Raw genomic sequence first — 23,358 nt, 5'->3', positions numbered from 1 at the left:
TGGTTTCGTGACGCGGCATTCTGCCGCGTGCGCGTGCCGTCTCTCACCCCGGAGCAGGATGCTTCGAGGACGGAGGAGACGTGAGCGCAGCTCGCATGACAGTGGTGGACGCGATGCGTCGTGCCCTGGTACTGGCCGCCGAGCGCCCTGTCCGTGGTCCGAATCCGCGCGTCGGCTGTGTCCTGCTCGCGTCCGGGAACGAGCATGACCCTCGCATGGTCCTGGCCGAGGGCCGCAACCATGGCGTCGGAACCCCGCACGCGGAGGCCGAGGCACTTGCCGATGCCCAGGCCCGAGGGGTCGACGTGCGCGGCTCGACCGCCGTCGTGACGCTCGAGCCCTGCCATCACAGGGGCCGGACACCGCCTTGCTCGTCGGCGCTCCTCGATGCGGGCGTCTCCGAGGTGGTCTATGCCGTCGCGGACCCGCACGCCGTCGCTGCCGGGGGCGGTGCGTGGCTCGCGGACCACGGCGTTCGCGTCACCGAAGGCCTCCTTGCCGACGAGGGGACCCAGGTGCTCGGTGTCTGGCTCGATGCGGTCCGCGCGGGCCGCCCGTTCGTGACGCTGAAGATCGCGACGAGTCTCGACGGCCGTGTCGCGGCTGCCGATGGGTCGAGCCGGTGGATCACCGGCGACCAGGCACGGATGCACGCGCACGAGGTCCGTGCCCAGGCCGACGCGATCCTTGTCGGTACCGGCACCGTGCGGGCCGACGACCCGTCCCTCACCGCGCGCGGTCCCGAGGGGAGGCTAGCCGACACGCAGCCGCTGCGCGTCGTCGTCGGGCACAGCCCCGTGCCCGCGAGCGCCCGTGTGCGGTCTGCGGACGGTGGGGAGCTCGTGGTGGTGCGGTCACGGGACGTCCGCGAGGTGCTGTCCGTCCTGCAGGAGCGTGAGGTGCGGCACGTGGTGGTCGAGGGTGGGCCGGTGGTGGCGTCGGCGTTCCTGGCGGCGGGTGCGGTCGACGAGGTTCATGCGTATGTGGCCCCGGTGCTTCTGGGTTCGGGCCGGAGCGCGGTCGTCGACATCGGGGTGAGGACGATCGGGGAGGCGGTGCGGCTGTCGACCGTGGGGGTTCGGCAGCTGGGTGAGGACATGTTGGTCGTTGCGAGGCCTGTCGGGCCGTCGCGGGAGGAGGAGTGCTGATGTTCACGGGAATCGTCGAGGAGATGGGTGTGGTGCGGGGGCTGGAGTTCCCGTCGGGTCCGGAGGGTGACGCGGTGCTCACGGTGGAGGGGCCCGTGGTGACGTCGGACGTGCGGCTGGGGGACTCGATCGCCGTGGACGGGGTCTGCCTGACGGTCGCGGGTGTCGACGGTGCGGTGTTCACGGCGGACGTGATGCCGGAGTCGTTGCGCCGCACTGCGCTCGGTGGCCTGACGGTGGGGGCGCGCGTCAATCTCGAGCGGGCGATGCCGGCCCACGGGCGGCTGGGCGGGCACATCGTCCAGGGGCACGTGGACGGCGTCGGTGCGTTGGTCTCCAGATCGCCGGGGGAGAGGTGGGACGACCTGGTGTTTGCCGCACCGTCGGATCTGCTCCGGTATGTCGCGGAGAAGGGCTCGATCGCCGTCAGCGGGGTGTCGTTGACGGTGACGTCGGTGGGTTCCGACTCGTTCGGCGTCTCGCTGATCCCGACGACGTTGGAGGCGACGGTTCTCGGCGCGCTGGAGCCGGGCGCCCGGGTGAACCTCGAGGTGGACGTGGTCGCGAAGTATGTCGAGCGGCTGATGGCGGGGGGCTCGTCCGCGAGCGCCGTCGGGGGTGTGGCATGAGCGGGGTGGTGCTGTCGTCGGTGGAGCGTGCGCTGGAGGAGATCGCTGCGGGACGCCCGGTGCTGGTGGCGGACTCTCCGGAGCGTGAGAACGAGGCGGACGTGGTGTTCGCGGCCTCGCGGGTGAGTGCCGAGTGGGTGGCGTGGACGATCCGGCACTCGTCGGGGTATCTGTGTGCGCCGATGCCGATCGGGCGGGCGGACGCGTTGGAGCTGCCCTTGATGGTGCCGGAGAGTCAGGATCCGCGCCGCACGGCGTACACGGTGACGGTGGACGCGGCGGTCGGCGTGACGACGGGGATCTCTGCGGCGGACCGTGCACGGACGCTTCACGTGCTGGCGGACCCGGGGTCGGGGGCGGTGGATCTGATTCGTCCTGGGCATGTGCTGCCGTTGCGTGCGGTGGCCGGAGGGGTGCTGCACCGTGCGGGGCACACGGAGGCTGCGGTCGACCTCGTTCGGCTGGCCGATGCGGGTGAGGTCGGTGGTATCGCGGAGCTCGTGCACGACGACGGGTCGATGGTGCGTCTGGACGACGCGTCGGCGTTGGCGCAGCGGGAGGGGCTGGTGCTCATCACCATCGAGGACCTGATCGCCTGGCGCTTGGAGCACGACCCGGTGGTGACGGAGCCGGAGGCTGCGCCGCAGCGTGCCCGGGTCCAACGTTCGGGTGTGGCTGCGCTGCCGACGGAGCACGGGGAGTTCCGGGTGCACGGGTACCGGGACGTGAAGACGGGGGCGGAGCACGTGGCCCTGGTGCCGGTCGAGCCGACCGGGGCGCCGGCGGACGTGCCTGTGGTCCGGGTGCACTCGGAGTGTCTGACCGGGGACGCGTTCGGGTCGTTGCGCTGCGACTGTGGCCCTCAGCTGCACGAGGCGATGCGCCGCGTCGCCGCGGTCGGGGGCGCGGTGGTGTACCTGCGGGGGCACGAGGGTCGGGGCATCGGCCTGCTCGGGAAGATCGGCGCGTACGAGCTGCAGGACGACGGCCGGGACACGGTCGAGGCGAACCTGGAGCTCGGCTGGCCTGCCGACAGGAGAGAGTATGGTGCCGCCGCGGCGGTCCTGGAGGATCTCGGGCTCGGTCGGGTGGAGCTGCTGACGAACAACCCTGCGAAGGTCACCGGCCTGACGGCGTCGGGCATCGACGTCGTGCGCGCGACACGGCTCGAGGTGGGGCACGGCAGGCACAACCATGCGTACCTGCTGACGAAGAAGGTGGCGATGGGCCACCTGCTGGACACGATCACGGAGGACGGACGATGAGCGGAGCAGGAGCACCGAAGATCCAGGTGGACGGGACGGGCCTGCGGGTCACGGTCGTCGCCGCGAGCTGGCACACCACCGTCATGGACGGGCTGCTGGCCGGGACACGCCGTGCGTTGGTGGAGGCTGGCGTCAGGAGCGTCACGGAGGTGCGGGTGCCCGGGTCGTTCGAGCTGCCCGTCGCGGCGGCGCGAGCGGCTGAGACCGGCGCCGACGCGGTCGTCGCGCTGGGCGTCGTGATCCGCGGCGGGACCCCGCACTTCGACTACGTCTGCTCGGCCGCCACGCACGGGCTCACGGACGTCTCGACCCGGACCGGCGTGCCGGTCGGATTCGGGCTCCTGACCTGCGACACCGAGGAGCAGGCCCTCGAGCGTGCGGGCCTCCCGGGGTCCGGCGAGGACAAGGGCGCCGAGGCCGCCGAGGCGGCGATCGCGACCGTCCTGGCCCTGCGTGCACTGTGACGTCCGCGAGCGCCGGGGCCGGTGCGTGGAATCCGTGCACCGTTCCGTGCGCGGGCGTCTAGGCTGGGTTCGTGAAGACGTTTGAGGAGCTGTTCGCCGAGCTGACCGAGAAGTCCGTGTCGCGTCCCGAGGGGTCGGGCACCGTCGCGGAGCTGGACGCCGGCGTGCATGCCATCGGCAAGAAGATCGTCGAGGAGGCTGCGGAGGTCTGGATGGCGTCGGAGTTCCAGACGGACGCCGAGGCTGCCCAGGAGATCTCCCAGCTGCTGTATCACCTGCAGGTCATGATGGTGGCGAAGGGTCTGACCCTTGAGGACGTCTACCGCTACCTGTGACGTGTCGTTGCCCGTGTCGTCAGAGTCGAACCGAGGAATTCCGTGCTGCGCATTGCCGTCCCGAACAAGGGGTCACTGTCCGAGCCTGCTGCTGCGATGTTGAGGGAGGCCGGGTACCGGCAGCGCCGTGACTCGCGCGAGCTCGTCCTGGCAGACCCGGACAACGACGTCGAGTTCTTCTTCCTGCGTCCGCGCGACGTCGCGGTGTACGTCGGGGCGGGGACGGTCGACGCCGGGATCACGGGCCGGGACCTGCTGCTCGACTCGGGGGCGCGGGCGGACGAGCACCTGCCGCTGGGCTTCGCCGGGTCGACGTTCCGGTTCGCAGCGCCGTCGGGGACGACGACGCAGATCTCCGAGCTCGCGGGCAAGCGGATCGCGACGTCGTACAACGTCCTGGTGGAGCAGTACCTGACCAGCCGGGGGATCGAGCCCGCGGGGATCGTGCACCTCGACGGAGCCGTCGAGTCGTCGGTGCGTCTCGGCGTCGCCGACGTGATCGCGGACGTCGTGGAGACGGGGACGACGCTGCGCGCGGCCGGCCTGGAGGTGTTCGGAGAGCCGATCCTGCGCTCCGAGGCCGTCCTCATCAAGCGGCGCGGTGAGGAGGACCCGGCGGGACTGGAGATCCTCACCCGCCGCCTGCAGGGGGTGCTCACCGCCCGGCAGTACGTCCTGCTCGACTACGACGTCCCCGTCCGGCTCGTCGAGCAGGCCGTGGCCCTCACCCCGGGGCTCGAGTCTCCGACCGTCTCCGCGCTGCACGACAACGACTGGGCTGCCGTCCGCGCAATGGTCCCGCGCCGCGAGACCAACCAGGTGATGGACGCCCTGTACGACGTGGGGGCACGGGCGATCCTCGTGACGTCCATCCACGCGTGCCGACTCTGAGCACCATGGCGTCCGTACCCCGCGACACCGACCCCTACGCGTCGTTCTACCCCCGGTGGGGGCGCGCCGTCGCGCTCGTCCTGGCTGCGATCCTCCTCGGCGGCTGCATCATCATCGCCGTCGTCGTCGAAGGTCCGATGGCCTCGGCCGGAAACCGTGCGTCACTCCTCGGCTTCGGTGCGTTCTCCGCCTTCCTCATGTGGCGGCTCGGCGGGGTCCGTGCCGACGTCAACCCCCAGGGCATCACCATCCGCAACGCGGGGAGCACCCGCAGGCTCGACTGGGCACAGATCGTGGCCGTCCGCTTCAGCCCCGACGACGCCTGGGTCCGCCTCGACCTGTCGGACGGAGACACCGTCTCCGTCCTCGCCGTCCAGCGCGCCGACGGCGCACGCTCCGAGGCCCAGGCACGTCGCCTCGCCGCGCTCGTCGCCGCCCACGGCGAGGCCCCCGAACCTCGACCCTGACAGCACGACCCTGCGTGCACGCCCTCGGAACGCACGACGTGGGGCCCGGACGGCGCGGGTGGCCCGGGGCATGACGAGGAAGGGCCCCGCAGCCACTGGCTGCGGGGCTCTTCCTCGTCATGACGGACTAGCGGTCCGAGCCTGCGCGCGAACGCTCCGGACGGTTCACCGGGCGGCTCGTCGCACCGTGACGGTGCTCGTGCCGCGGAGCGCTCGAGCCGCGAGCGCCCGACGGTGCCCCGCGGTCCTTCGTGATGCGCAGCGGGCGACCGCCCACACGGGCCCGTCCGATCCGGGCGAGCGTCTCGTCGTCGAGGTTCGGGACGATGTCGACCAGGGAGAAGCTCGGGAAGATGTCGATCTTGCCGAGGTCCTTGCCGTTGAGCCCGCCCTCGTTCGTCAGCGCACCGACGATGCCACGCGGCTCGACGCCGTCCTTGTGCCCGACCGAGACGCGGTAGCGCGTCCCGACGGCCTCGCGGCGGATCCCGCGCTCACCGCGCTCACGCTCGTCACGGACCCGGGGGGACCGCTCGCGGTCGGGACGGGTGCCTTCGCGACGTGCTGCGCCACGCTCGCGGGCGGCCTTCGCCTCGGCACGCTCGGCGTCGAACGCCTCCTGCTCGGCACGGGCCTTCGGGCCGTCGTCGCCGACCGCGAGCGCCGCGAGCGCCGCGGCGAGGTCGACCGGGTCGGTATCGGGGTGCTCTGTCAGGTAGGTGCGGACGAGGTCCGCGTACATCGTCAGGCGGCCGGCCTCGGTGCGGTCGGCAACCTTCGCGAGGAGGGTCTTGGCCCGGTGGGCGGAGACGTCGGCGGGGGAGGGGATCTCGATCTCCTCGAGCCGCACGCGGATCATCCGCTCGATCGTCTTCAGGCGTCCGCGCTCGTGCGGGTTGACGAACGACAGCGCGGTGCCTGACCGGCCTGCACGGCCGGTGCGGCCGATGCGGTGCACGTAGGCCTCGGGCTCCTTGGGCAGGTCGAAGTTCACGACGAGGCCGATGCGGTCGACGTCGAGTCCGCGCGCGGCGACGTCGGTGGCGACGAGGACGTCGACCTGGCCGGAGCGCAGGCGCTCGACGATCTTCTCGCGGTCCTTCTGCGCGACGTCGCCCGAGATGGTCGCAGCGGCGATCCCGCGTTCGACGAGGGCGGACCCGACCTCCTCGGCGGCGGCACGGGTGCGGACGAACACGATCGCCGCGTCGACGTCCGAGGTCGCGATCACGCGGGCGAGGGAACCGGCCTTGTGGCGGAACGGCACGACGGCGTAGGTCTGGCGGACGCTGGTGACCGTCGTGGCCTGGCGGGCGACGGCGATCTCGAGGGGGTCGTTGAGGTGCTGGGCCGCCACGCGACGAATCTGCGGGGGCATGGTCGCGGAGAAGAGTGCGACCTGACGCTCGACAGGGGCACGGTTGAAGATGTTCTCGACGTCCTCGGCGAAGCCCATGCGCAGCATCTCGTCGGCCTCGTCCAGAGCGAGGAACCGGATCGAGTCGAGCTTGAGGGTTCCGCGCTCGAGGTGGTCGATGACGCGACCGGGAGTGCCGACGACGACCTGGGCGCCGTCGCGCAACGAGCGTGCCTGCGGGCCGAACGGCGCGCCGCCGTAGACGGGGACGACCTCCAGACCGGGCATGTCGGCGGCGAACGACTCGATGGCCTCCGCGACCTGCATCGCGAGCTCGCGGGTCGGGGCGAGGACCAGCGACTGCGTACGGCGCAAGGTCGGGTCGATCGCGGCCAGCAGCGGCAGGCCGAAGGCCGCCGTCTTGCCGGTGCCGGTCTGGGCGATGCCGGTGATGTCGCGACCCGACAGCAGGGCCGGGATCGCCTCGGCCTGGATGGCGGAGGGGGTGGTGAAGCCCAGGTCGGCGACAGCCTTGCGCAGCGAGGCCGGCAGGTTCAGGTCGTCGAAGGTCAGGGCAGGGGTGGGTGCAGCGTGATCGGTCACGTACCGGTCCGTTCATGTGGGGCGGCGGAGCGTCGTGCGGTCACCGAGTCGGTTCTCCGCAGGTCGCTGTCCCGGACACAAACTGACGAGAGGCGCGCACAGTAGGGCGCGAATACACACCACGGGAATGGCGACATACTCCACTGGAGTCCCTCCAGCGTACGTTCTGCCCGCCGGCATGGGAACACCGAGGCCCGGTGAGGTCGGCCACAACGCCTCGGGGACACTACGCTTGCCCCGAGCACCGCACCGCACGAGAAGGGGAGGGCGACGTGCAGACCGCGACGGCGACACATACCCGTGCGACCTGTGTCCCGGCGCTGTTCACGCCCTGCCTCGTCCCCGGTACCGTCGGCGTCGTGACCCTGATCGTGGAGGAAGTCCGATGACGCGCCGCCCGGACGAGTCGATGACGCTGCTGCGCGAGGTGATGGAACGTCCCCTCGACCCCGGCTACGCGGCGGCCGCCGAACGGCGTGCCCAGAGCCCCGACGGCGGGACCCGCCGGGCCGCCTGGGTGACCGTCACGGTCTTCCTGGTCGCCGCGGCGATCGGTCTCGTCGTCACCGTCGCCGCCGTCACCCTGCGCGCACCCCAGCCGGCCGCCGCCGAGGCCCGCACGCTCCTCGAGACCGAGCTCGCCGACCGCGAGCGCCAGGCCGACGCCCTGGGCGCTGAGGTCGACGGCCTGTCCGACGAGGTGGAGGCCCTCCGGTCCCAGACCTTCGACGACCAGGACCCCGACGTCCAGGCCGCTCTGCTGCGTGACGGCGTCGTGTCCGGGTCGGTCGCCGTCGAGGGCGGGGGACTGCTGCTCACCCTCGCCGACGCGAGCGCCCTGGCCGGTGCGGAGATCGACACCGACTCCCGGGTGCACGACGACGACCTGCAGCGCGTGGTGAACTCGCTCTGGTACGCGGGCGCTGAGGCGATCTCGATCAACGGACGACGCCTGACCCCGCTCAGCGCCATCCGGTCCGCGGGTCAGGCGATCCTCGTCGACCTGCAACCGGTCTCCTCCCCGTACCGCATCACCGCCGTCGGCGACCCGACGACGATGCAGACGGAGTTCGCGAAGTCCCCGGGCGCATCATTCATCCTCACGTTGTCGTCGTTCGGGATCCAGAGCTCGACCACGCCACAGTCCAGCGGGCTCTCCGTGCCGGCCGACCCGAGCATCCAGACGTTCTACGCACAACCCCTAGACTCCAACCAAGACGATGCAGACGACACCGACGCCGACAGCACCTCGACGGAGCCGCCGACGTCCGACCCGGAAAGCACCCCATGATCGCCGTGATCGGCCTCGTGGTCGGCATGATTGCCGGCCTGGCCCTGCAGCCTGAAGTTCCCGCGTTCCTCGCGCCGTATCTCCCGATCGCGGTGATCGCCGCGCTCGACGCCCTGATGGGTGGCCTGCGCGCCAAGCTCGACGGCATGTTCGACGACAAGGTCTTCCTCGTGTCGTTCCTGTCGAACACGGTCATCGCGGCCTTCATCGTCTTCCTCGGAGACCAGCTCGGTGTGGGCAGCCAGATGTCCACGGGCGTCGTCGTCGTCCTCGGGATCCGCATCTTCTCCAACTCCGCGGCGATCCGCCGCCACCTGTTCAAGGCGTGAGCGGCATGACCTCACCGGAGAACGACGAGCCCGCTCCCGGGCGCAAGGACCCGACGGGCGCCGCAGACCCCGCAGACGCCGCGGACGAGACAGAGCGCCCGGAGGACGGGACGTCGCAGCCCGCCGGGCCCGCAGGCTCGGAGGCGCAGGCGGTGCCGGTCACCGATGCGCCGGAGGAGGCCCGTGAGCCTCGCGGAGCCGCAGACGACGGGCCCGATGAGGAAGGAGCGTCGGAGGAGGAGCTCGACACGGCCGACGAGTCCGACGTCGACCGCCCCGGACCGCCCGAGCCGCAGGAGCACCACGTGAGCGAACGGACGCGCGACGACCGGGGGACCACCGACACCGAACCCGACGCGGCCGGTTCCGACCTCGAGGTCGACCCGTCGGACACTGACGCGGCCGACGACGACCACGAGCACCGCGCCGGCCACCACGACCCGGTCGGCCCGAGCTGGTTCGCCTCGCGCAGGTCGCAGTTTCTCGCTGCGGTGCTGCTCGCGGGACTCGGCTTCGCCCTGGTCGTGCAGGTCGGTGCCAACCAGGAGGACGAGTACTCCACGCTGCGCCAGTCCGAGCTCGTCAGGCTGCTCGACGAGGCGACCCAGCGGACCAACGAGCTCGAGGAACGATCCCGTGAGCTCGAGGCGACCCGCGACGAGCTCGCCGCCGGCGTCGAGAGCGACCGGCGGTCCGAGGAGCTCGCGCAGGAACAGGCGACGACCGAGGGCATCCTGTCCGGCCGCCTGCCCGCCACGGGGCCCGGCATCGAGCTGACCATCATCGAGGGTTCCGAGGCGCTGTCGGCCTCGACGATGTTCAACATCCTCGAAGAGCTGCGCAACGCCGGGGCCGAGGCGATCGAGCTCAACGGTGTCCGCGTCGTCACGAGCACCTGGTTCACCCGGGGCGAGGACGGCCTCGTCATGGACGACAACCTCCTCGAGTCGCCGTACCACTGGGCGGCGATCGGCGAACCCACGACACTCGAACCCGCGCTCGAGATCGCCGGCGGTGCGATGGCCGCGGTCCGCAACGCCGGCGCGCAGGAGACGATCCGTCAGCTCGACGAGCTGGAGATCACCACGACCCGAGAGCCCGAGGACCCCGAGTTTGCGACGCCCGTCCCAGAATCTGGTTCATAGCGTCGTACCCCGCAGGGTGCGGAGAGTGCCTCACTGGCCATAGGGTGTACACGGATCCGACATGATGGACGCAGCGGCCGGAAACGGCGTTGCCAAGGAGGCGACATGACTACTCCGGCAGGCCCTGAACCGACGCACGGTGGCCCTGAGACGACGATCAGCTTCGGCCGCATCGACCCGGCTGCCGCCGAGGAGCCGGGGCCTCGCGGTGGGCTCGAGTCGGACGAGAAGGCCGCCGTCGCCGCGCTCCCGCGACACTCTGCGCTCCTGATCATGCAGCACGGACCCGGGGCCGGGTCGCGGTTCTTGCTGGACACCCCGCGGACCGTCGCGGGCCGCAGCGAGCGGGCCGACATCTTCCTCGACGACGTCACCGTCTCGCGCAAGCACGCCGAGTTCGTCCGCGAGGACGACGCGTTCTACGTCCGCGACATCGGCTCGCTGAACGGCACCTACGTCAACCGAGACCGGGTCGAGACGGTCGCGCTGAACCTGGGCGACGAGGTGCAGATCGGCAAGTTCCGTCTCACGTTCTACCCGAGCCCCCACGCGGGGACGACCGAGGCGTGAACGCTTCCGCACAACGTGCCGTCGGTCCCGAACCGGCAGGCACGACGTGGCCCCATGGTGTCTCGCATCGCGCCACCATGCGGATCTCGGACGTACTGACGGCGCTACGTCCCGAGTTTCCGGGCGTCAGTCACTCCAAGCTCCGTTTCCTCGAGGAGCAGGGCCTGATCGAACCGGTGCGGACCAACGCCGGGTATCGGCAGTACAGCCCCGCCGACGTCGAGCGGTTGCGGTTCGTGCTGGTCGAGCAGCGAGACAGCTACCTGCCGCTCAAGGTCATCAAGGAACGCCTCCACGAGCTCGACGAGGGCGGGACCGAGCACGCGCCCGGCCCCCGGATCGCCGGCACCCCCGCCGAGGCCGCGCCCAGCCGGTACACGACCGAGTCCCTCGCGGCTGCCGCCGGCGTCCAGACCGAGTTCGTCGACTCCCTGGTCGAGGCAGGGGTCCTTCGACGCTCGCCCGGCGGGCAGCACGACGCCGCGTCCCTCGAGATCCTCCGGCTCGCCTCCGCGCTGGCCGAGTACGGCGTCGAGGCCCGACACCTCCGCTCGCTGCGCACCGCCTCGGACCGGCACGTCAGCCTCGTCCAGCAGATCGTCGCACCGTGGCGCAGCCAGCAGTCCCCGTCGGCTCGCGCCCACGCGGGCACCATGGCCGCCGAGGTGGGGGAGACCTGCGCCCGGCTGCACCGGGCATGGGTCCACGAAGGCATCTCCGACCTCACCTCCTGACGCTCCGCGCGCCGTCCCGGTCGGACCGTCGTACGGTGACCAGGTGAGCCACAACGCCCCGATGGTTCACGTCGACGTCCTCGGCGTGAGGCAGCGGCAGGGCGAGCGAGAGATCGTCGTCCTGCTTCTCGATGGTGCCTCAGAGCTGGTCGTGCCGATCGTCGTCGGGCCCCGTGAGGCCAACGCGATCGCGACCGCCCAGTCGGGCATGACGGCTCCCCGCCCCATGACGCACGACCTGCTGTGCGACGTCCTCGAAGCCGTCCAGGTGCAGCTGACCTGCGCCGAGATCGTCGCGCTGGACGACGGGGTCTTCTACGCCGAGCTCGTGCTCAGCAACGGTCAACGCCTCGACGCCCGCGCGTCGGACGCCATCGCGGTCGCGATCCGCACCCACAGTCCCGTGCTGTGCTCGGCCGAGGTCGTCGCGACCTCCGGCGTCGAGGTCGTCTCCGGGCGCCAGCGCGAGGACCTCGAACGCTTCCGCACATTCCTCGACCACGTCGTCCCGGAGGACTTCACATGAGCCACCGGCGCGCCGCACCCTCGACCTGAGGTCGAGGGTCATAAGGTTGGTCCAGAGCACGATCACCGGACCTCGTGGGCGCACCACATGGCCGACGAGAACTCCGACCTTCAGGAGGCGCAGTGAACAGCAGCGGACAGTCGCAGGCCCCGGCCCCGCGCGACAACGGTGCGCAAGGCTTGCTGTTCGGCGAGTCGCTCGACGAGCAGTCCCTCACGGTCGGATACCGCGGACCCACCGCCTGCGGTGCCGCCGGGATCACCTATCGCCAGCTCGACTACTGGGCACGGACCGGGCTCGTCGAGCCGTCCGTGCGGAACCCGACCGGCTCTGGGACGCACCGGCTCTACGGGTTCCGCGACATCCTCGTGCTCAAGATCGTCAAGAGACTTCTCGACACCGGGGTGTCGCTCCAGCAGATCCGCACCGCGGTCCAGGCCCTGCGAGACAGGGGAGTGGCGGACCTGGCCCGGATCACCCTCATGAGCGACGGCGCCAGCGTCTACGAGTGCACCTCCGCCGACGAGGTCGTCGACCTCGTCCAGGGCGGGCAGGGTGTCTTCGGCATCGCCGTCGGACGGGTCTGGCGCGAGGTGGAGGGCACTCTGAGTGCGCTGCCCACCGAGGACGCCGAGCCGACGCAGCACGCGGGAGACGAGCTTGCAGCACGTCGCCGCTCCCGCATCGAGGCCGGGTAGCCGACTCCCCACCGCGCGGTCGTCGTCAGAGGTTCTAAGGTGAGAGGACGACCCGAGGAGGAACGATGACCACCCCCGAACCGCATGCGGACAGTCTCGGCGAGCAGATCGTCGCCCAGCATCCCGAGTACACCGAACCTGTCCTCCTCGAAGAGGACGAGACGGTTCCGCCGCGCCCTGAGGAAGACGCGGCGGACACACTGCGCTCCTAGAGGAGCGGGCGCAATGGCCTGATCATCGACTCCGAGAGCTTGGCGACGATGTTGCGCTCGCTCCACTCGCCGGCCGTGAGCTCACGGCAGTTCGTCAGGTCGGTCGCGAAGATCTCGTCCATCAGGCGTGCAACGCCCTCGTCGACGATCTCGGCGTTGACCTCGTAGTTGCCGCTCAGGCTCAGTCGGTCGATGTTCGCGGTGCCGATCGTGGTCCACCGTCCGTCGATCGTCGCCGTCTTGGCGTGGACCATGGCGTCCTGGAACAGGAAGATCCGCACTCCGCCGTTCAGGAGCGTCGCGTAGATCCCGTTGCGCAACCAGTCGGCGATGACGTGGTTCGAGATCTCCGGGACGATCACCCGCACGTCGACGCCGCGGGCCGCCGCGAGCAGCAGGCCCGTCAGGATCTCGCGGTCGGGGATGAAGTAGGCCTGCGTGATCGAGACCGTGCGCACAGCCCGGTCGATCGCGTCGAGATACAGGTTCCGGATCGGGAAGACCAGGTGCGACGGCGCGTTGCGAGCCATCCGGATCCGCGGGTCCCACACCTGCGAACCCGGGTCCTCGAGTGCGGGGTGCGCCGTCCTGTTCGCGTTCCAGAAGTCGACGAACGCGTTGCGCAGGTCCCAGACCGCCGGGCCCGAGATACGAAGGTGCGTGTCCCGCCAGCGCGTCGCGTAGTCGTCCCCGATGTTGTACCCGCCCACGAACCCGACCTCGTCGTCGACGACGAGGATCTTGCGGTGGTCACGGCCCGACTTCCTGACGTTGAAGGCCAGGACGCCCGGACGGAACACGGGAAACCGCACCACGTGGATCGCGGGGGAGAAGCGGAAGAAGTCGCGCGGGACGACCAGGTTCGCGAAACCGTCGTAGACGAGGTAGACGTCGACACCGCGAGCCGCTGCCTCCTCGACGGCCTCCTTGAAGGCGTGCCCGGTGGCGTCGTCCTTCCAGATGTACGTCTCGAGCATGACGCGGCGGCGTGCGCCGCGGATCGCAGCGAGCATGTCGGCGTAAAGGTCCTCACCGAACGTGTAGACGCGTGCCTCGGTCTCGTCGATCGACGTGTCTCCGGGCGGCGTGACGGGGAACGTACCGGTCAGACCAGAGCTGCGACGGCGGATCGCGTCGTACGCCATGATCCCCGTCGCGGCGCCGAAGGGGATCATGGCGGCGACCAGCGCCGACCGGCGCACCAGCCGCCCGAACCGTTGGGACGTCGTCAGGGGCTGCGGTGCGGAGCGCGCGAAGAAGGACACGTCCCGCACTTTACTGCGAGCGGACCGGATCAGCGCGACCGCAGCGCCTTGATGAGCTCGCTCTTGCGCATCGAGGACCGACCGGCGACGTCGAGCTCGCGGGCACGCTCTCGCAGGTCGTCGACCGTCCAGTCCTCGTAGGGCTCCGCATGACCGCCCCGGCGGCCGACGGCGCTCCGCCCTTCGTTTGCCGAGGCGTTGGCGATCCGCGCTGCCTTCTCCTTGCTCGCCCCGTCCTCTCGAAGACTCTCGTACACCGTGTCGTCCTTGACGCTCGGCCCCGGCTTCTTTCCCGGCATCTGCCACCTCCACGCGGTTCTGCTGATCGTGTACGAGCCCAGCATGGAACGGACCGCGCGAACTCGCACCGGGATGCCCGTCAGCCCGTCGACTCGCGAGGGCCGCTGAGCGGGTGGGCCCGGATGGCTGCCGCCAGCTCGCCGTCGATCCGGTCGAGGTAGACGTTCGTGGTGGCGATCGAGGCGTGGCCCAGGAGCTCGGCGACGACCTTGACGTCCCAGCCGTGCGCGACGAGGACGGTGGCCGTCGTATGCCGTAGCGCGTGCGGGGTGGCATCGCGACGGTACTCCTCGGGCATTCGCGCGGTGGCACGCCGCACGACGTCACGGACCCCCTGGGCGTCCATGCGTCGCCCGCGCCACGTGAGGAACAGCGCCTGCGCCGTGTCGGGATTGTCCGGCCGTCGGGCCGCGAGCCGTGGCCGCAGATCCCCGGTATAGGTCGCCAGCGCCTCGGCCAGAGGAGGGGAGAGCACGACTGTTCGCGGGACCCCGCCCTTGCCGCGGATTCGCCACCGCGTCTCGTGCGGCTCACGGACCAGGTCGTCCAGGTCCGTGCGGACCACCTCTGAGACACGCGGACCGAGGACGAGAAGGAGAGCGACGAGCAGGCGGTTCCGTTGGGCGAGATCCTGGTCGACACGCGGCGCCTCGTCGTCCGCCCTCTCGGTCGAATCCAGCAGCGCTCGGGCGGCCGAGGCGGACAGGGCCGTGCGGGCGCTGCGGAGCGGCTCCCGCGACCTCGCCGGAGGAGACGCGAGCTGGAACGGGTCCACCTGGACCCAACCGTGCCGTACCGCGTGGGCGAAGAACCTCGAGACGGACTGTCGGAATCGGTTCACCGTCGCGGCCGAGCGGCCGGGGGGCCGCTGCCGGGCCGAGCCGGGGGAGTAGCGGCGGTCCGGAGTGGCCTGATACTCGACGAGGACGTCGTCGACGTCGGGACCCTCGATCTCGTCCAGCACCACGCGGTCGCCCACCAGGCTCTGGAACTCGCGCAGATCCCGGACGTAGCTGCGTTGGGTCGAGGGAGCGAGGACCCCCCGCGAGGTCTCTGACGCGACGGAGCGCAGGTAGGCATCCACGGCGTCGACGACGACGATGCGTTCGATCCGTGGGGGACTGGCCATGAGAAACCTCGGGGAGCTGGTGTCAGAAGGTACGGACCAGACAGTACGGACAGCCACCGACAGCCCGTCGCCCGCGAGCACGTGCAGAACCATTGTGTTGCACTAAACACAATGGTTTATACCTAATGTCCGAATCAGCGTACCTCATGCACGGTTTGTCACGCGCGCTGCACGCCGCGAGCGTCGCCGTGCAGGGGCGTGCAGCGTGAAACGACACAGTTCGCGCCGAGCCGGGGTGCGCGCGTCGTCGGCCCGCCGTGCTCATGGATGTGCGAACGCCCCAGCGCGGCGCACGCCGGCAGGCCCGGAGGGGAGTGCGTAGTCGGCGATCGCGTCGCCGTGCTGGGTCGTGGGCTGCGCGACGGAGGCATTGCATCCGGGTGCATGTCGCGTCGCGCGACTGGCGACACCGTCGACCTCGTCGTGAGCTCGGCAGGAACGCGCCGTGGCACAGCGGTGGTTCACCGACGGTCGTCGCGGGTATGCGCGATCAGCGTCGTCGTCCCGGTCCGGGACGACGCATTCACCGTCTGGGCCCGCCCGTGACTCACGGGCTCTGGGGAGCGGACTCCTGGCTGCGTCCGGGCCGTTCTGACGCCAGAATGACATAATGAACATTATCGGCGTTCCCTAGGAGTGGCTTAGCACGCTTCTATGCACCAGCAGATCGACGGGACGTCGACCTTCGTGGCCGCTCCAGCTCCTGGTGCGACCAGCCAGTCCACACCGTTCGCCTCCGGGTTGGTCGCACGTCGCTCGATACGCGGACCATTCGTCGGCCGCGCTGTCGGCCCGCGGAGTGGTTCGGAGCTCGTCCGTCCGGGTGCCTGGGTGCCGTCACGCACCGACCACCGGCGCCACCAGGCCCGGCCGGCCCGGATTCCGCGCAGCTTGCCGGTGGTGACGCTCTCCCCTGTGCATGTCCTAAGTGTCCGAATTGCGGACGTCTGCGTCCTCGACACGCCAGGCCCGCGATCGTGTGTCGTCTCGCGAGGTCGGGCGTCGTCGTGCCCCGCTCCCCTGCTCTCGCCCCGCGCGATCCGTTAGTTGAATCTGATCGCAATTCCCGTGTCGTGCGTCACCCGCGATGCAGAGCTTGCTCTGTGCGACCCGCAGGATCTCACCGATCGTCAGGACCTACCACGAGTGCGTGCGCGGTGGCGAAGTTGCGGCGAGAGCGCCGGACCGACACTCTGGTCCGGTCCCGCACGCGGGACGTCCCCCATGACATTCACCGGACCTTCACGCGTTCACGGAACACCGGGCCCGAAGAAGCCGTTGAATGTCAGTGACGGCGATTGCTGTCATTCGACGCTTCCACTACCCCTTGGAGGATCACATGCCCGACCGCTCGCTGCGTGGGATGAGCATCGGTTCGAAGAGCATGGAGTCGGACGAGGGCGTCGACTTCGCCCCGCGCTTCCAGGCCAACTACGACTGCCCGAACGGGCACACCATCATCCTGCCGTTCTCCACCGAGGCTGAGGTCCCGCCCGTGTGGGAGTGCCGCTGTGGTGCCGAGGCTCTGCTGCGGGACGCCGAGCGTCCCGAGATGAAGGCGGGCAAGGCGCCGCGTACGCACTGGGACATGCTCCTGGAGCGTCGCACGGTCAAGGAGCTCGAGGAGCTCCTCGAGGAGCGACTCGAGCTGCTGCACGCGGGCAAGCTGCGCCGTTCGGCCTGATGCCTGAACGCGGACCGTCGAGGTCCGAACCGACGAAGGGCGTCGTGATCCACCACGGATCACGACGCCCTTCGTCTATGCCCGACGCCGGCGGCTGGCGACGACGCCGGTGCCGAGGAGGATCAGTGCGACGCCCCAGATGATGAGCTCGGGCCATGCCCCGAGGAAGACGGCCGGGGTGATCGTGGTCCGCAGCGGCAGGTCGGCAATCATCTGGTCCGCGGTGAAGAGGTCGGTCTGCTCGAGCATCGTCCCGTCGGCGGCGATGACGCCGGACACCCCGACCGTCGAGATCTGGACCGTGGAGCGACCGGTCTCGATCGCGCGCAGCTGGGACATCGCGAGCTGCTGGGTCGACTCGGCGGTGAAGCCGAACGACGCGTTGTTGGTGGGGACCACCAGCAGCTCTCCCCCGTCTCGGATCGACTGCTGGACGGTGTCGTCGTAGGCCACCTCGAAGCAGATGATGGTCGCCAGGGGGACGGTGCGGCCCAGGTCCGGTACGTCGAGGTCGACGACGGCGGGCCCGTCCCCCGCGATCATGTCGTTGGTGACTCGGTCGACCTGGTCGGTGAACAGGCCGACGAACGCGCGCATGGGGATGTACTCGCCGAACGGTGCGGGACGTTGCTTGGCGTACCGGTCGGTGACGCCGACCCCGGGCTCCCACAGGAGTGCGACGTTGTACCGGCCGCCGGTGTCGGGGAACTCCTGGGCGCCGACGAGGATCGGTGCGTCCACGGCCTGTGCGGCCTCGTCGATGTCTGCCGCGACGTCGGGCGTCGTCTGCGGGTCGAGGTCGGAGCCGTTCTCCGGCCAGAGCACGATGTCGAGCTCCCCGGGTTCCACGTCGTCGAGGAGGTCGAAGGTGCCGTCGACGTGGTTCTGGAGGACCTCTCCCCTGTTGGCGAACGACCCGAGGCCGGGTTCGGCGACGTTGCCCTGGACGGCTCCGACCGCGAGCGTCCCGGACTGTGCGTCGGTGCTCAGCGGGACGAGCAGCCCTCCGAGGACGAGCACCACCGCGGTGCCGGCGCCCGCGAGCGCCGGGGTGCGGTGGGTTCGGCGTGCGGTGATGAGGGTGACGGCGAGGAGTGTTCCGGTGAGGGTGACGGCGAGCGAGACGGCGGGGATGCTGCCGAGCCAGGCGTAGTGGCCGAGGGGTGACTGGGCCTGGGAGAAGCCGAGTCGGGCCCAGGCGAAGCCGCCGAAGGGCCAGGAGGAGCGGAACTGTTCGACGGCGACCCAGAGCACGCTGAAGGCGAGGGCCTGCAGGAGGAGGTGGCGTTGGACGAGGGGTGTGCGCCGGGTCCAGGTCCAGGTGGCGCCGAAGAGGGCGAAGAAGGCGGCTTGCAGGACGCTGAGTGCGATCCAGGGAAGGAGTGCGGTGGCTTCGTAGGACCACCACAGGTGCGGCAGGAGGAAGGTCAGGCCGAGGACGAGTCCGGTGAGGGCGTTCCATCCGGCGTGGTCGCGGCGCAGCGCGAGGAACGCGAGGGTCGTGCCTACGGGGGCGAGGGGCCAGATGCCGGCGTCGGGGAAGGCGAGGAACAGTGCGGCGCCGCCTGCGACGGCGAGGTAGATCGACAGGGCCCGGCTTGGTGGGGCGATGTCGGGTCGGGGGCCTGGTTCCATGCGCGCCAGCCTACGGCTCGCCTGTGAGTGGTCGGTCCACGGGTGGGTGGTGCGGGTCAGAAGGTGTCGTAGAGCACGACGCCGTCGCGCATGGTGTGCAGGCAGGTGGGGTCTGGTTCGTCGGGTCCGACGGCGGGCAGCAGGGGTGTGCCGGAGCGGACGTCGGTGGACCAGCTGGAGGCGCGTTGCTTGCCGCCCTGGACGGCGTAGTGGTCGGCGCGCCAGACGGCGAGGTGTGCGGGTGCTCCGACGCGGATCTCCCCTGCTCCGGTGTGTTCGAGTCCGGCGAGCCGCCATCCTCCGCGGGTGTGGGCACGGAAGGCGGCGCGGGCGGAGATGCGCTGGTCGGGGTCGACGTGTTCGAGGCAGGCGCGGACGGCTCCCCAGGGGTCGACGGGGGTGACGGGTGCGTCGGAGCCGAAGGCGATCGGGATCCCTGCGGACGCGAGGTCGGAGAACGCGTTGATGCCGTCGATCCGGGTGCCGCCGAGGCGTGCGGCGTACATGCCGTCGGCTCCGCCCCAGGCGGCGTCGAACCCTGGTTGGATGCTCAGGCTCACGCCGAGCAGCAGCAGGGCGGCGAGCGCCTGCGCGTCGACCATGGGTGCGTGCTCGATCCGGTGTCCGCGGGCGCGCAGGGCGCTGTTGCCCTCGATGTCGGAGGCTGCCTTGAGGCCGATGAGGAACTCGTCCATGGCGCGGTCGCCGATGACGTGGAATCCGCCCTGGGTCTTGGCGCGGGTGACGGCAGACAGGTGGTTGGCGACCTGTTCGGCGGTCAGGTAGAGCAGCCCGCGTCCGTCGGGGCCGCCGGCCTGGGCGTGGGCGTCGTGGGTGAGGTCGGAGTATCGGCCGCGCAGGGCTGCGGTGCGCGAGCCGAGGGAGCCGTCGACGTCGAGGTCTCCGCCGATGCCGGTGAGGCCGGGGATGTCGGCGAGGAGGGCGCGTGCGTCGTCGGCGGTCTCGCAGAGCTCTCCGCGGTAGCCGATGACGAGGGGGTGCCCGCTGGCGGGGTCGGCGGTGGTGGTCAGCAGTTCGCGCAGTCCGGCCCGGGTGTCGATGTGGGGGGCGGAGTTCTCGTGGATGGAGGCGATGCCGTGGGAGGCGGCGTGGTCGAGGACGGTGCGGTAGAGGCTGGTGCGCTGGGTGGGCGAGAGCTCGCGTGCGGCGTCGCGTGCGGCGTCGTTGGCGTCGGCCGTGACCCATCCGTCCTCCGACCATCCGGTGTACCGGGCGAGTCCGGCGCTGGTGGCGAGCGCGGTGGACACGACGGCGGAGTGCACGTCGACCCGGGCGGCGTAGACGCGTGCTCCGGCGGTGGCGTGGTCGATCTCGGCGGCGGTCGGTGCCCGGTGCTCGGGCCATTCGGTCTCGTCCCACCCGAAGGCGCGCAGGACCTCGTCGGCGTCGGTGGCCGGGCGCTCGCGGGCGGCGGTGGCCAGGACGCGCAGTGCGTCGTCGAGGCTGTGCACTCCCCCGCGGGGCGAGAGGTCGACGCCGGTCAGGGCGAGTCCGGTCTCCAGGGTGTGGACGTGGGCGTCGACGAAGGCGGGGGCGACGAGCGCGCCGTCGAGCTCGATGACGCGGTCGGCTCGGTGGGCGAGGCCGTCGGCGGTGTCGTTGGCACCGATCCAGGTGATGACGCCGTCGGCGACGAGGAGGGCCTCGGCGAACGGGTCGGCCGAGGAGTGGATGATGCCGCCGCGGTAGAGAGTCGTAGCCACGTCTCGCACCCTAGGGCACGTGGGGAGGTTTGCGGGACCGGGTGTGACGGAGTTGTGATGTTTGGGCCGGTGTGCCCGTTGTCTTAGAGGCTGGAGTAGGCCACGACGCCGCGGTGCAGCGACTTCAGGGCGGTGCGGGCCGTGGACCGGGTGCCGGTGGTGGGCGCGGCCTGGGCGAGCTGGTCGAGGACGTCGATGACCTGCTTGCACTGGCGGACGAAGTCTCCGGCGGTCAGGTCGGTGTCGCGCAGGACGAACTCGAGCGAGCGGCCGGTGGCCCACCGGTGGACGGGGCGCACGATCCCGAAGTCCGGCTGGTTGGTCGTGGCGACCTTGTGCGCAGCCTCGAGGTCGTCGACGGACGACCAGACGCGCACGGTCTCGTGCAGGGCGTGGGCCAGGCGCCCGTCGGGGCCGCCGGGGATCGGCGGGTCGGACGCGTCGTCGCGCCGTGCCTGGTAGACGAGCGTCGAGACGGCGGCGGCGAGCGCCGGGGCGTCGAGGTCGTCCCAGGTGCCGCGGCGCAGGCACTCGGCGAGGACGAGGTCGTTCTCGGCGTACAGGCGGCGCAGCCAGCGTCCGGCGTCGGTGACGGTGACGTTCCCGTCGGTGACGTCGAGGTAGTCGAGCTCGGTCAGGACGTCGCAGATGTGGTCGAAGGTGCGGGCGATGGTCCCGGTGCGCCCTTCGACACGGCGCACGAGGGCCGCGTGCTCGGTGCGAAGCCGTGCCCACCTCTCCCCCCAGCGGGCGTGGTCCTCGCGCTCGGGGCAGTCGTGGCAGGGGTGGCTGCGCAGCTGGCGGCGCAGGCGGGCGAGCTCGGTGTCCTCCGGAGCGCTTGCTGGTGCCTTGGTGCGGCGGGCCGTGCGGGGGCCGTCGTGCTGGGTCAGGGCGTGGCGGACCGTCTGGGCGAGGTCGCGGCGGTGGGCGCTGACGCGGGCGTTGAAGCCGCGCGGCACCCGGACCCGGGTGACGACGCGCACGCCGCCGGGGGCGTCGTCGGCGGTCAGGTGGGTGGTGCGGCGGTCGGCGTCCAGGACGAGGGGGCGGGGTCCGTCGAAGTTGCGTTCGCCGGTCGCGACGACGGTGACGTACCCGGCGCGTCGTCCTCCGAGGATCTGGACGACGTCCCCGGGGCGCAGGGCGTCGAGCGCGTCGGCGGTCTGCGCCCGTGCGGCGGTGCGGTCGCGGCGCGAGAGTTCCTTCTCTCGGTCGCCGATGCGCCGGCGCAGGCTCTGGTACTCGCGGAAGTCCCCGCGGTCGCAACGCATGGCCTGGGCGTACCCGTCGAGGGCCTCGGCGTGGGCCTGGGCCTGCTTGGCGAGCCCGACCACCCCCCGGTCGGCCTGGAACTGGGCGAAGGACGTCTCGAGGACGTCGCGGGCGCGGGCGCGACCGACCTGTTCGACGAGGTTGACGGCCATGTTGTACGTGGGCCGGAAGGACGACGTGAGCGGGTACAGGCGCCGGGAGGCGAGTCCCGCGAGCGCCACGGGGTCCAGGCCCTGGTGCTCGACGACGATCGCGTGCCCCTCGACGTCGATCCCCCTGCGGCCGGCACGTCCGGTCAGCTGGGTGTAGGCCCCGGGTGTCAGGTCGACGTGCCCGGTCCCGTCGAACTTGACGAGCTTCTCGAGCACGACGGAGCGCGCGGGCATGTTGATGCCCAGGGCGAGGGTCTCGGTGGCGAAGACGACCTTGACCAGCCCGGCGGCGAACAGCTCCTCGACGGTCTCCTTGAAGATCGGGAGCATCCCGGCGTGGTGGGCCGCGACCCCGCGTGCCAGGGACTCGGACCACGTGCGGTAGCCCAGGACGTCGAGGTCCTCGGGAGGCAGGGTGGCCGCGCGCGTCTCGACGATCTCGCGGATCTGGGACTCCTCGGCGGGGGTCGTCAGCCGCAGGCCGGCGCCGAGGCACTGTGCGACGGCGCCCTCGCACCCGGCTCGGGAGAAGATGAAGTAGATCGCGGGCAGCAGGTTCGCCTCGGCCAGGGTGTCGACGACGGCGAACCGGGCCGGTCCGCGACGCCCGACCGGGCGACCCCCGCCCGCGGGTCCGCGTCGTCCGGCGTTCCGCCGTCCCCCACGTCCGCGATACCCGCGGTCGCCCCCGCGAGGTCCGCCGTCGTCGCGGCCCGCGCGCATCGCGGTGACGAGCTCGGGGCTGATCGGCGGGTTGGTGCCCGGGTCGGTGGGATCGACGTCGTGGGCGTACAGGTCCAGCAGCTCGGGCGGGCCGTGGTGCTGGCTGCGTGAGGAGACCACGACGTGCTGCCACAGCGGCACGGGACGGCGCTCGCTGACGATCACGGCCGTGTCGCCGCGGACCATGGCGAGCCAGTCGCCGAACTCCTCCGCGTTCGAGACCGTCGCCGACAGGGAGACGAGCTGGACGTCGTCGGGCAGGTGGATGATCACCTCTTCCCACACGGGCCCGCGGAACCGGTCGGCGAGGTAGTGGACCTCGTCCATGACGACGTACGCCAGCCCGTCGAGCGCACCCGACCCGGCGTAGAGCATGTTGCGCAGCACCTCTGTGGTCATCACGACCACGGGCGCGTCGGCGTTGACGGAGGTGTCGCCGGTCAGCAGCCCGACGTCGTCGGGGCCGTACCGGCGCACCAGGTCGGCGTACTTCTGGTTCGACAGCGCCTTGATGGGGGTGGTGTAGAAGGCCTTGCGTCCGGCCGCGAGGGCCAGGTGCACGGCGAACTCCCCCACCACGGTCTTGCCCGCGCCCGTGGGTGCGGCCACGAGGACCCCGGAACCGGCCTCCAGGGCCTGGCAGGCCTGGACCTGGAACGGGTCGAGGTCGAAGTCGAGGGGGGCCCGGAACCGGCCGAGCTCGCCGCGTTCGGCGGCGGCCCGCTCCTGGGCGGCCGCATACCGCTCGGCCGGCGACGTGCCGGTCTCCTCGGGGCTGGTCGTGCCGCTGGTGCTGCTGCGCTTGGCCAT

23 protein-coding genes are annotated in these 23,358 nt (G+C 71.0%); 16 read left to right on the top strand and 7 right to left on the bottom strand.

The annotated features are described in order from the left end of the window. The first annotated feature begins 80 nt into the window (after positions 1-80). The 7 genes from ribD to Q343_RS0109855 all read left to right on the top strand — a co-directional run bounded on the left by ribD (position 81) and on the right by Q343_RS0109855 (position 5,199). Positions 81-1,148 carry a bifunctional diaminohydroxyphosphoribosylaminopyrimidine deaminase/5-amino-6-(5-phosphoribosylamino)uracil reductase RibD gene (gene ribD / locus Q343_RS0109885; protein ID WP_231959162.1) on the top strand — a complete coding sequence of 356 codons (1,068 nt, stop codon included), beginning with the start codon at positions 81-83 and terminating at the stop codon, positions 1,146-1,148. Further along, positions 1,148-1,777 carry a riboflavin synthase gene (locus Q343_RS0109880; protein ID WP_029253426.1) on the top strand — a complete coding sequence of 210 codons (630 nt, stop codon included), beginning with the start codon at positions 1,148-1,150 and terminating at the stop codon, positions 1,775-1,777. Before ribD ends, Q343_RS0109880 begins: the two co-directional genes overlap by 1 nt. Then, positions 1,774-3,042, top strand: coding sequence for a bifunctional 3,4-dihydroxy-2-butanone-4-phosphate synthase/GTP cyclohydrolase II (locus Q343_RS0109875; protein WP_029253425.1), 1,269 nt, complete (start codon positions 1,774-1,776; stop codon positions 3,040-3,042). Before Q343_RS0109880 ends, Q343_RS0109875 begins: the two co-directional genes overlap by 4 nt. After that, positions 3,039-3,506, top strand: coding sequence for a 6,7-dimethyl-8-ribityllumazine synthase (ribH, locus tag Q343_RS0109870; protein WP_029253424.1), 468 nt, complete (start codon positions 3,039-3,041; stop codon positions 3,504-3,506). The genes Q343_RS0109875 and ribH overlap by 4 nt, the downstream gene beginning before the upstream one ends. 71 nt (positions 3,507-3,577) lie before the next feature. Continuing rightward, positions 3,578-3,841: a phosphoribosyl-ATP diphosphatase gene (locus Q343_RS0109865; RefSeq protein WP_029253423.1), complete on the top strand. Its 264-nt coding sequence runs from the start codon at positions 3,578-3,580 to the stop codon at positions 3,839-3,841. A gap of 42 nt (positions 3,842-3,883) precedes the next feature. Then, complete coding sequence (hisG, locus tag Q343_RS0109860) at positions 3,884-4,732, top strand: ATP phosphoribosyltransferase (RefSeq protein ID WP_029253422.1); 849 nt, start codon at positions 3,884-3,886, stop codon at positions 4,730-4,732. 5 nt (positions 4,733-4,737) lie between these two features. Further along, positions 4,738-5,199, top strand: a complete 462-nt coding sequence (locus Q343_RS0109855) for a PH domain-containing protein (protein WP_029253421.1) — start codon at positions 4,738-4,740, stop codon at positions 5,197-5,199. Positions 5,200-5,326: 127 nt separating this feature from the next. Here Q343_RS0109855 and Q343_RS0109850 read toward each other — a convergent pair whose 3' ends face one another. Then, entirely contained in the window at positions 5,327-7,159 is a 1,833-nt protein-coding gene (locus tag Q343_RS0109850) for a DEAD/DEAH box helicase (protein WP_043109952.1), read from the bottom strand. A gap of 385 nt (positions 7,160-7,544) precedes the next feature. On the opposite strand from Q343_RS0109850, the gene Q343_RS0109845 reads away from it, so the two are divergent. The 8 genes from Q343_RS0109845 to Q343_RS15175 all read left to right on the top strand — a co-directional run bounded on the left by Q343_RS0109845 (position 7,545) and on the right by Q343_RS15175 (position 12,664). Continuing rightward, positions 7,545-8,450 (top strand): DUF881 domain-containing protein, encoded by a 906-nt coding sequence (locus Q343_RS0109845; RefSeq protein WP_052367092.1) that lies wholly within the window; start codon positions 7,545-7,547, stop codon positions 8,448-8,450. Continuing rightward, complete coding sequence (locus Q343_RS0109840) at positions 8,447-8,779, top strand: small basic family protein (protein ID WP_029253418.1); 333 nt, start codon at positions 8,447-8,449, stop codon at positions 8,777-8,779. The genes Q343_RS0109845 and Q343_RS0109840 overlap by 4 nt, the downstream gene beginning before the upstream one ends. 5 nt (positions 8,780-8,784) lie before the next feature. Then, positions 8,785-9,924 carry a DUF881 domain-containing protein gene (locus Q343_RS14560; RefSeq protein ID WP_155990704.1) on the top strand — a complete coding sequence of 380 codons (1,140 nt, stop codon included), beginning with the start codon at positions 8,785-8,787 and terminating at the stop codon, positions 9,922-9,924. A gap of 105 nt (positions 9,925-10,029) precedes the next feature. Then, positions 10,030-10,494, top strand: a complete 465-nt coding sequence (locus tag Q343_RS0109830; protein WP_043109951.1) for an FHA domain-containing protein — start codon at positions 10,030-10,032, stop codon at positions 10,492-10,494. Between the two features lie 77 nt (positions 10,495-10,571). Further along, positions 10,572-11,228, top strand: a complete 657-nt coding sequence (gene ftsR, locus Q343_RS0109825) for a transcriptional regulator FtsR (RefSeq protein WP_043109950.1) — start codon at positions 10,572-10,574, stop codon at positions 11,226-11,228. Between the two features lie 43 nt (positions 11,229-11,271). Next, positions 11,272-11,754, top strand: coding sequence for a bifunctional nuclease family protein (locus Q343_RS0109820; RefSeq protein ID WP_345940098.1), 483 nt, complete (start codon positions 11,272-11,274; stop codon positions 11,752-11,754). Between the two features lie 122 nt (positions 11,755-11,876). After that, positions 11,877-12,452 carry a MerR family transcriptional regulator gene (locus tag Q343_RS0109815; protein WP_029253413.1) on the top strand — a complete coding sequence of 192 codons (576 nt, stop codon included), beginning with the start codon at positions 11,877-11,879 and terminating at the stop codon, positions 12,450-12,452. 65 nt (positions 12,453-12,517) lie between these two features. After that, positions 12,518-12,664, top strand: coding sequence for a hypothetical protein (locus Q343_RS15175; protein ID WP_155990703.1), 147 nt, complete (start codon positions 12,518-12,520; stop codon positions 12,662-12,664). Here the strand turns inward: Q343_RS15175 and Q343_RS0109805 are convergent. The 3 genes from Q343_RS0109805 to Q343_RS0109795 all read right to left on the bottom strand — a co-directional run bounded on the left by Q343_RS0109805 (position 12,661) and on the right by Q343_RS0109795 (position 15,358). Then, positions 12,661-13,929, bottom strand: a complete 1,269-nt coding sequence (locus tag Q343_RS0109805; protein ID WP_029253412.1) for a phospholipase D-like domain-containing protein — start codon at positions 13,927-13,929, stop codon at positions 12,661-12,663. The genes Q343_RS15175 and Q343_RS0109805 overlap by 4 nt on opposite strands. A 29-nt stretch (positions 13,930-13,958) precedes the next feature. After that, positions 13,959-14,228 (bottom strand): DUF7218 family protein, encoded by a 270-nt coding sequence (locus Q343_RS0109800; RefSeq protein WP_029253411.1) that lies wholly within the window; start codon positions 14,226-14,228, stop codon positions 13,959-13,961. Between the two features lie 80 nt (positions 14,229-14,308). Further along, positions 14,309-15,358 (bottom strand): tyrosine-type recombinase/integrase, encoded by a 1,050-nt coding sequence (locus tag Q343_RS0109795; protein WP_029253410.1) that lies wholly within the window; start codon positions 15,356-15,358, stop codon positions 14,309-14,311. Positions 15,359-16,697: 1,339 nt separating this feature from the next. Here Q343_RS0109795 and Q343_RS0109785 point away from each other — a divergent pair. Further along, positions 16,698-17,042 carry an RNA polymerase-binding protein RbpA gene (locus tag Q343_RS0109785; RefSeq protein WP_029253409.1) on the top strand — a complete coding sequence of 115 codons (345 nt, stop codon included), beginning with the start codon at positions 16,698-16,700 and terminating at the stop codon, positions 17,040-17,042. Between the two features lie 75 nt (positions 17,043-17,117). Here the strand turns inward: Q343_RS0109785 and lnt are convergent, their stop codons facing one another. The 3 genes from lnt to Q343_RS0109770 form a co-directional block, all read right to left on the bottom strand. Continuing rightward, positions 17,118-18,677 (bottom strand): apolipoprotein N-acyltransferase, encoded by a 1,560-nt coding sequence (gene lnt / locus Q343_RS0109780; protein WP_043109949.1) that lies wholly within the window; start codon positions 18,675-18,677, stop codon positions 17,118-17,120. A gap of 56 nt (positions 18,678-18,733) precedes the next feature. Continuing rightward, the gene (locus Q343_RS0109775) at positions 18,734-20,401 is read right to left on the bottom strand and encodes an amidohydrolase (protein WP_029253407.1); all 1,668 of its coding nucleotides are present in this window, start codon (positions 20,399-20,401) and stop codon (positions 18,734-18,736) included. A gap of 83 nt (positions 20,402-20,484) precedes the next feature. Next, positions 20,485-23,358, bottom strand: a complete 2,874-nt coding sequence (locus Q343_RS0109770; protein WP_052367089.1) for a DEAD/DEAH box helicase — start codon at positions 23,356-23,358, stop codon at positions 20,485-20,487.

Source organism: Paraoerskovia marina DSM 21750 (genome assembly GCF_000701465.1).
Taxonomy (GTDB): Bacteria; Actinomycetota; Actinomycetes; order Actinomycetales; family Cellulomonadaceae; genus Paraoerskovia; species Paraoerskovia marina.
Note: the sequence above shows the minus strand (reverse complement) of the source record. Positions and strands in the feature narration are given on the sequence as shown.

What these genes read in the sequence shown, in the direction of transcription:
- Q343_RS0109880 (WP_029253426.1), top strand. Translation starts at nt 1,148, where the DNA reads ATGTTCACGGGAATCGTCGAGGAGATGGGTGTGGTGCGGGGGCTGGAG.
- Q343_RS0109875 (WP_029253425.1), top strand. Translation starts at nt 1,774, where the DNA reads ATGAGCGGGGTGGTGCTGTCGTCGGTGGAGCGTGCGCTGGAGGAGATC.
- ribH (WP_029253424.1), top strand. Translation starts at nt 3,039, where the DNA reads ATGAGCGGAGCAGGAGCACCGAAGATCCAGGTGGACGGGACGGGCCTG.
- Q343_RS0109855 (WP_029253421.1), top strand. Translation starts at nt 4,738, where the DNA reads ATGGCGTCCGTACCCCGCGACACCGACCCCTACGCGTCGTTCTACCCC.
- Q343_RS0109845 (WP_052367092.1), top strand. Translation starts at nt 7,545, where the DNA reads ATGACGCGCCGCCCGGACGAGTCGATGACGCTGCTGCGCGAGGTGATG.
- Q343_RS0109840 (WP_029253418.1), top strand. Translation starts at nt 8,447, where the DNA reads ATGATCGCCGTGATCGGCCTCGTGGTCGGCATGATTGCCGGCCTGGCC.
- Q343_RS14560 (WP_155990704.1), top strand. Translation starts at nt 8,785, where the DNA reads ATGACCTCACCGGAGAACGACGAGCCCGCTCCCGGGCGCAAGGACCCG.
- Q343_RS0109830 (WP_043109951.1), top strand. Translation starts at nt 10,030, where the DNA reads ATGACTACTCCGGCAGGCCCTGAACCGACGCACGGTGGCCCTGAGACG.
- ftsR (WP_043109950.1), top strand. Translation starts at nt 10,572, where the DNA reads ATGCGGATCTCGGACGTACTGACGGCGCTACGTCCCGAGTTTCCGGGC.
- Q343_RS15175 (WP_155990703.1), top strand. Translation starts at nt 12,518, where the DNA reads ATGACCACCCCCGAACCGCATGCGGACAGTCTCGGCGAGCAGATCGTC.
- Q343_RS0109800 (WP_029253411.1), bottom strand. Translation starts at nt 14,228, where the DNA reads ATGCCGGGAAAGAAGCCGGGGCCGAGCGTCAAGGACGACACGGTGTAC.
- Q343_RS0109795 (WP_029253410.1), bottom strand. Translation starts at nt 15,358, where the DNA reads ATGGCCAGTCCCCCACGGATCGAACGCATCGTCGTCGTCGACGCCGTG.
- Q343_RS0109785 (WP_029253409.1), top strand. Translation starts at nt 16,698, where the DNA reads ATGCCCGACCGCTCGCTGCGTGGGATGAGCATCGGTTCGAAGAGCATG.
- lnt (WP_043109949.1), bottom strand. Translation starts at nt 18,677, where the DNA reads ATGGAACCAGGCCCCCGACCCGACATCGCCCCACCAAGCCGGGCCCTG.
- Q343_RS0109770 (WP_052367089.1), bottom strand. Translation starts at nt 23,358, where the DNA reads ATGGCCAAGCGCAGCAGCACCAGCGGCACGACCAGCCCCGAGGAGACC.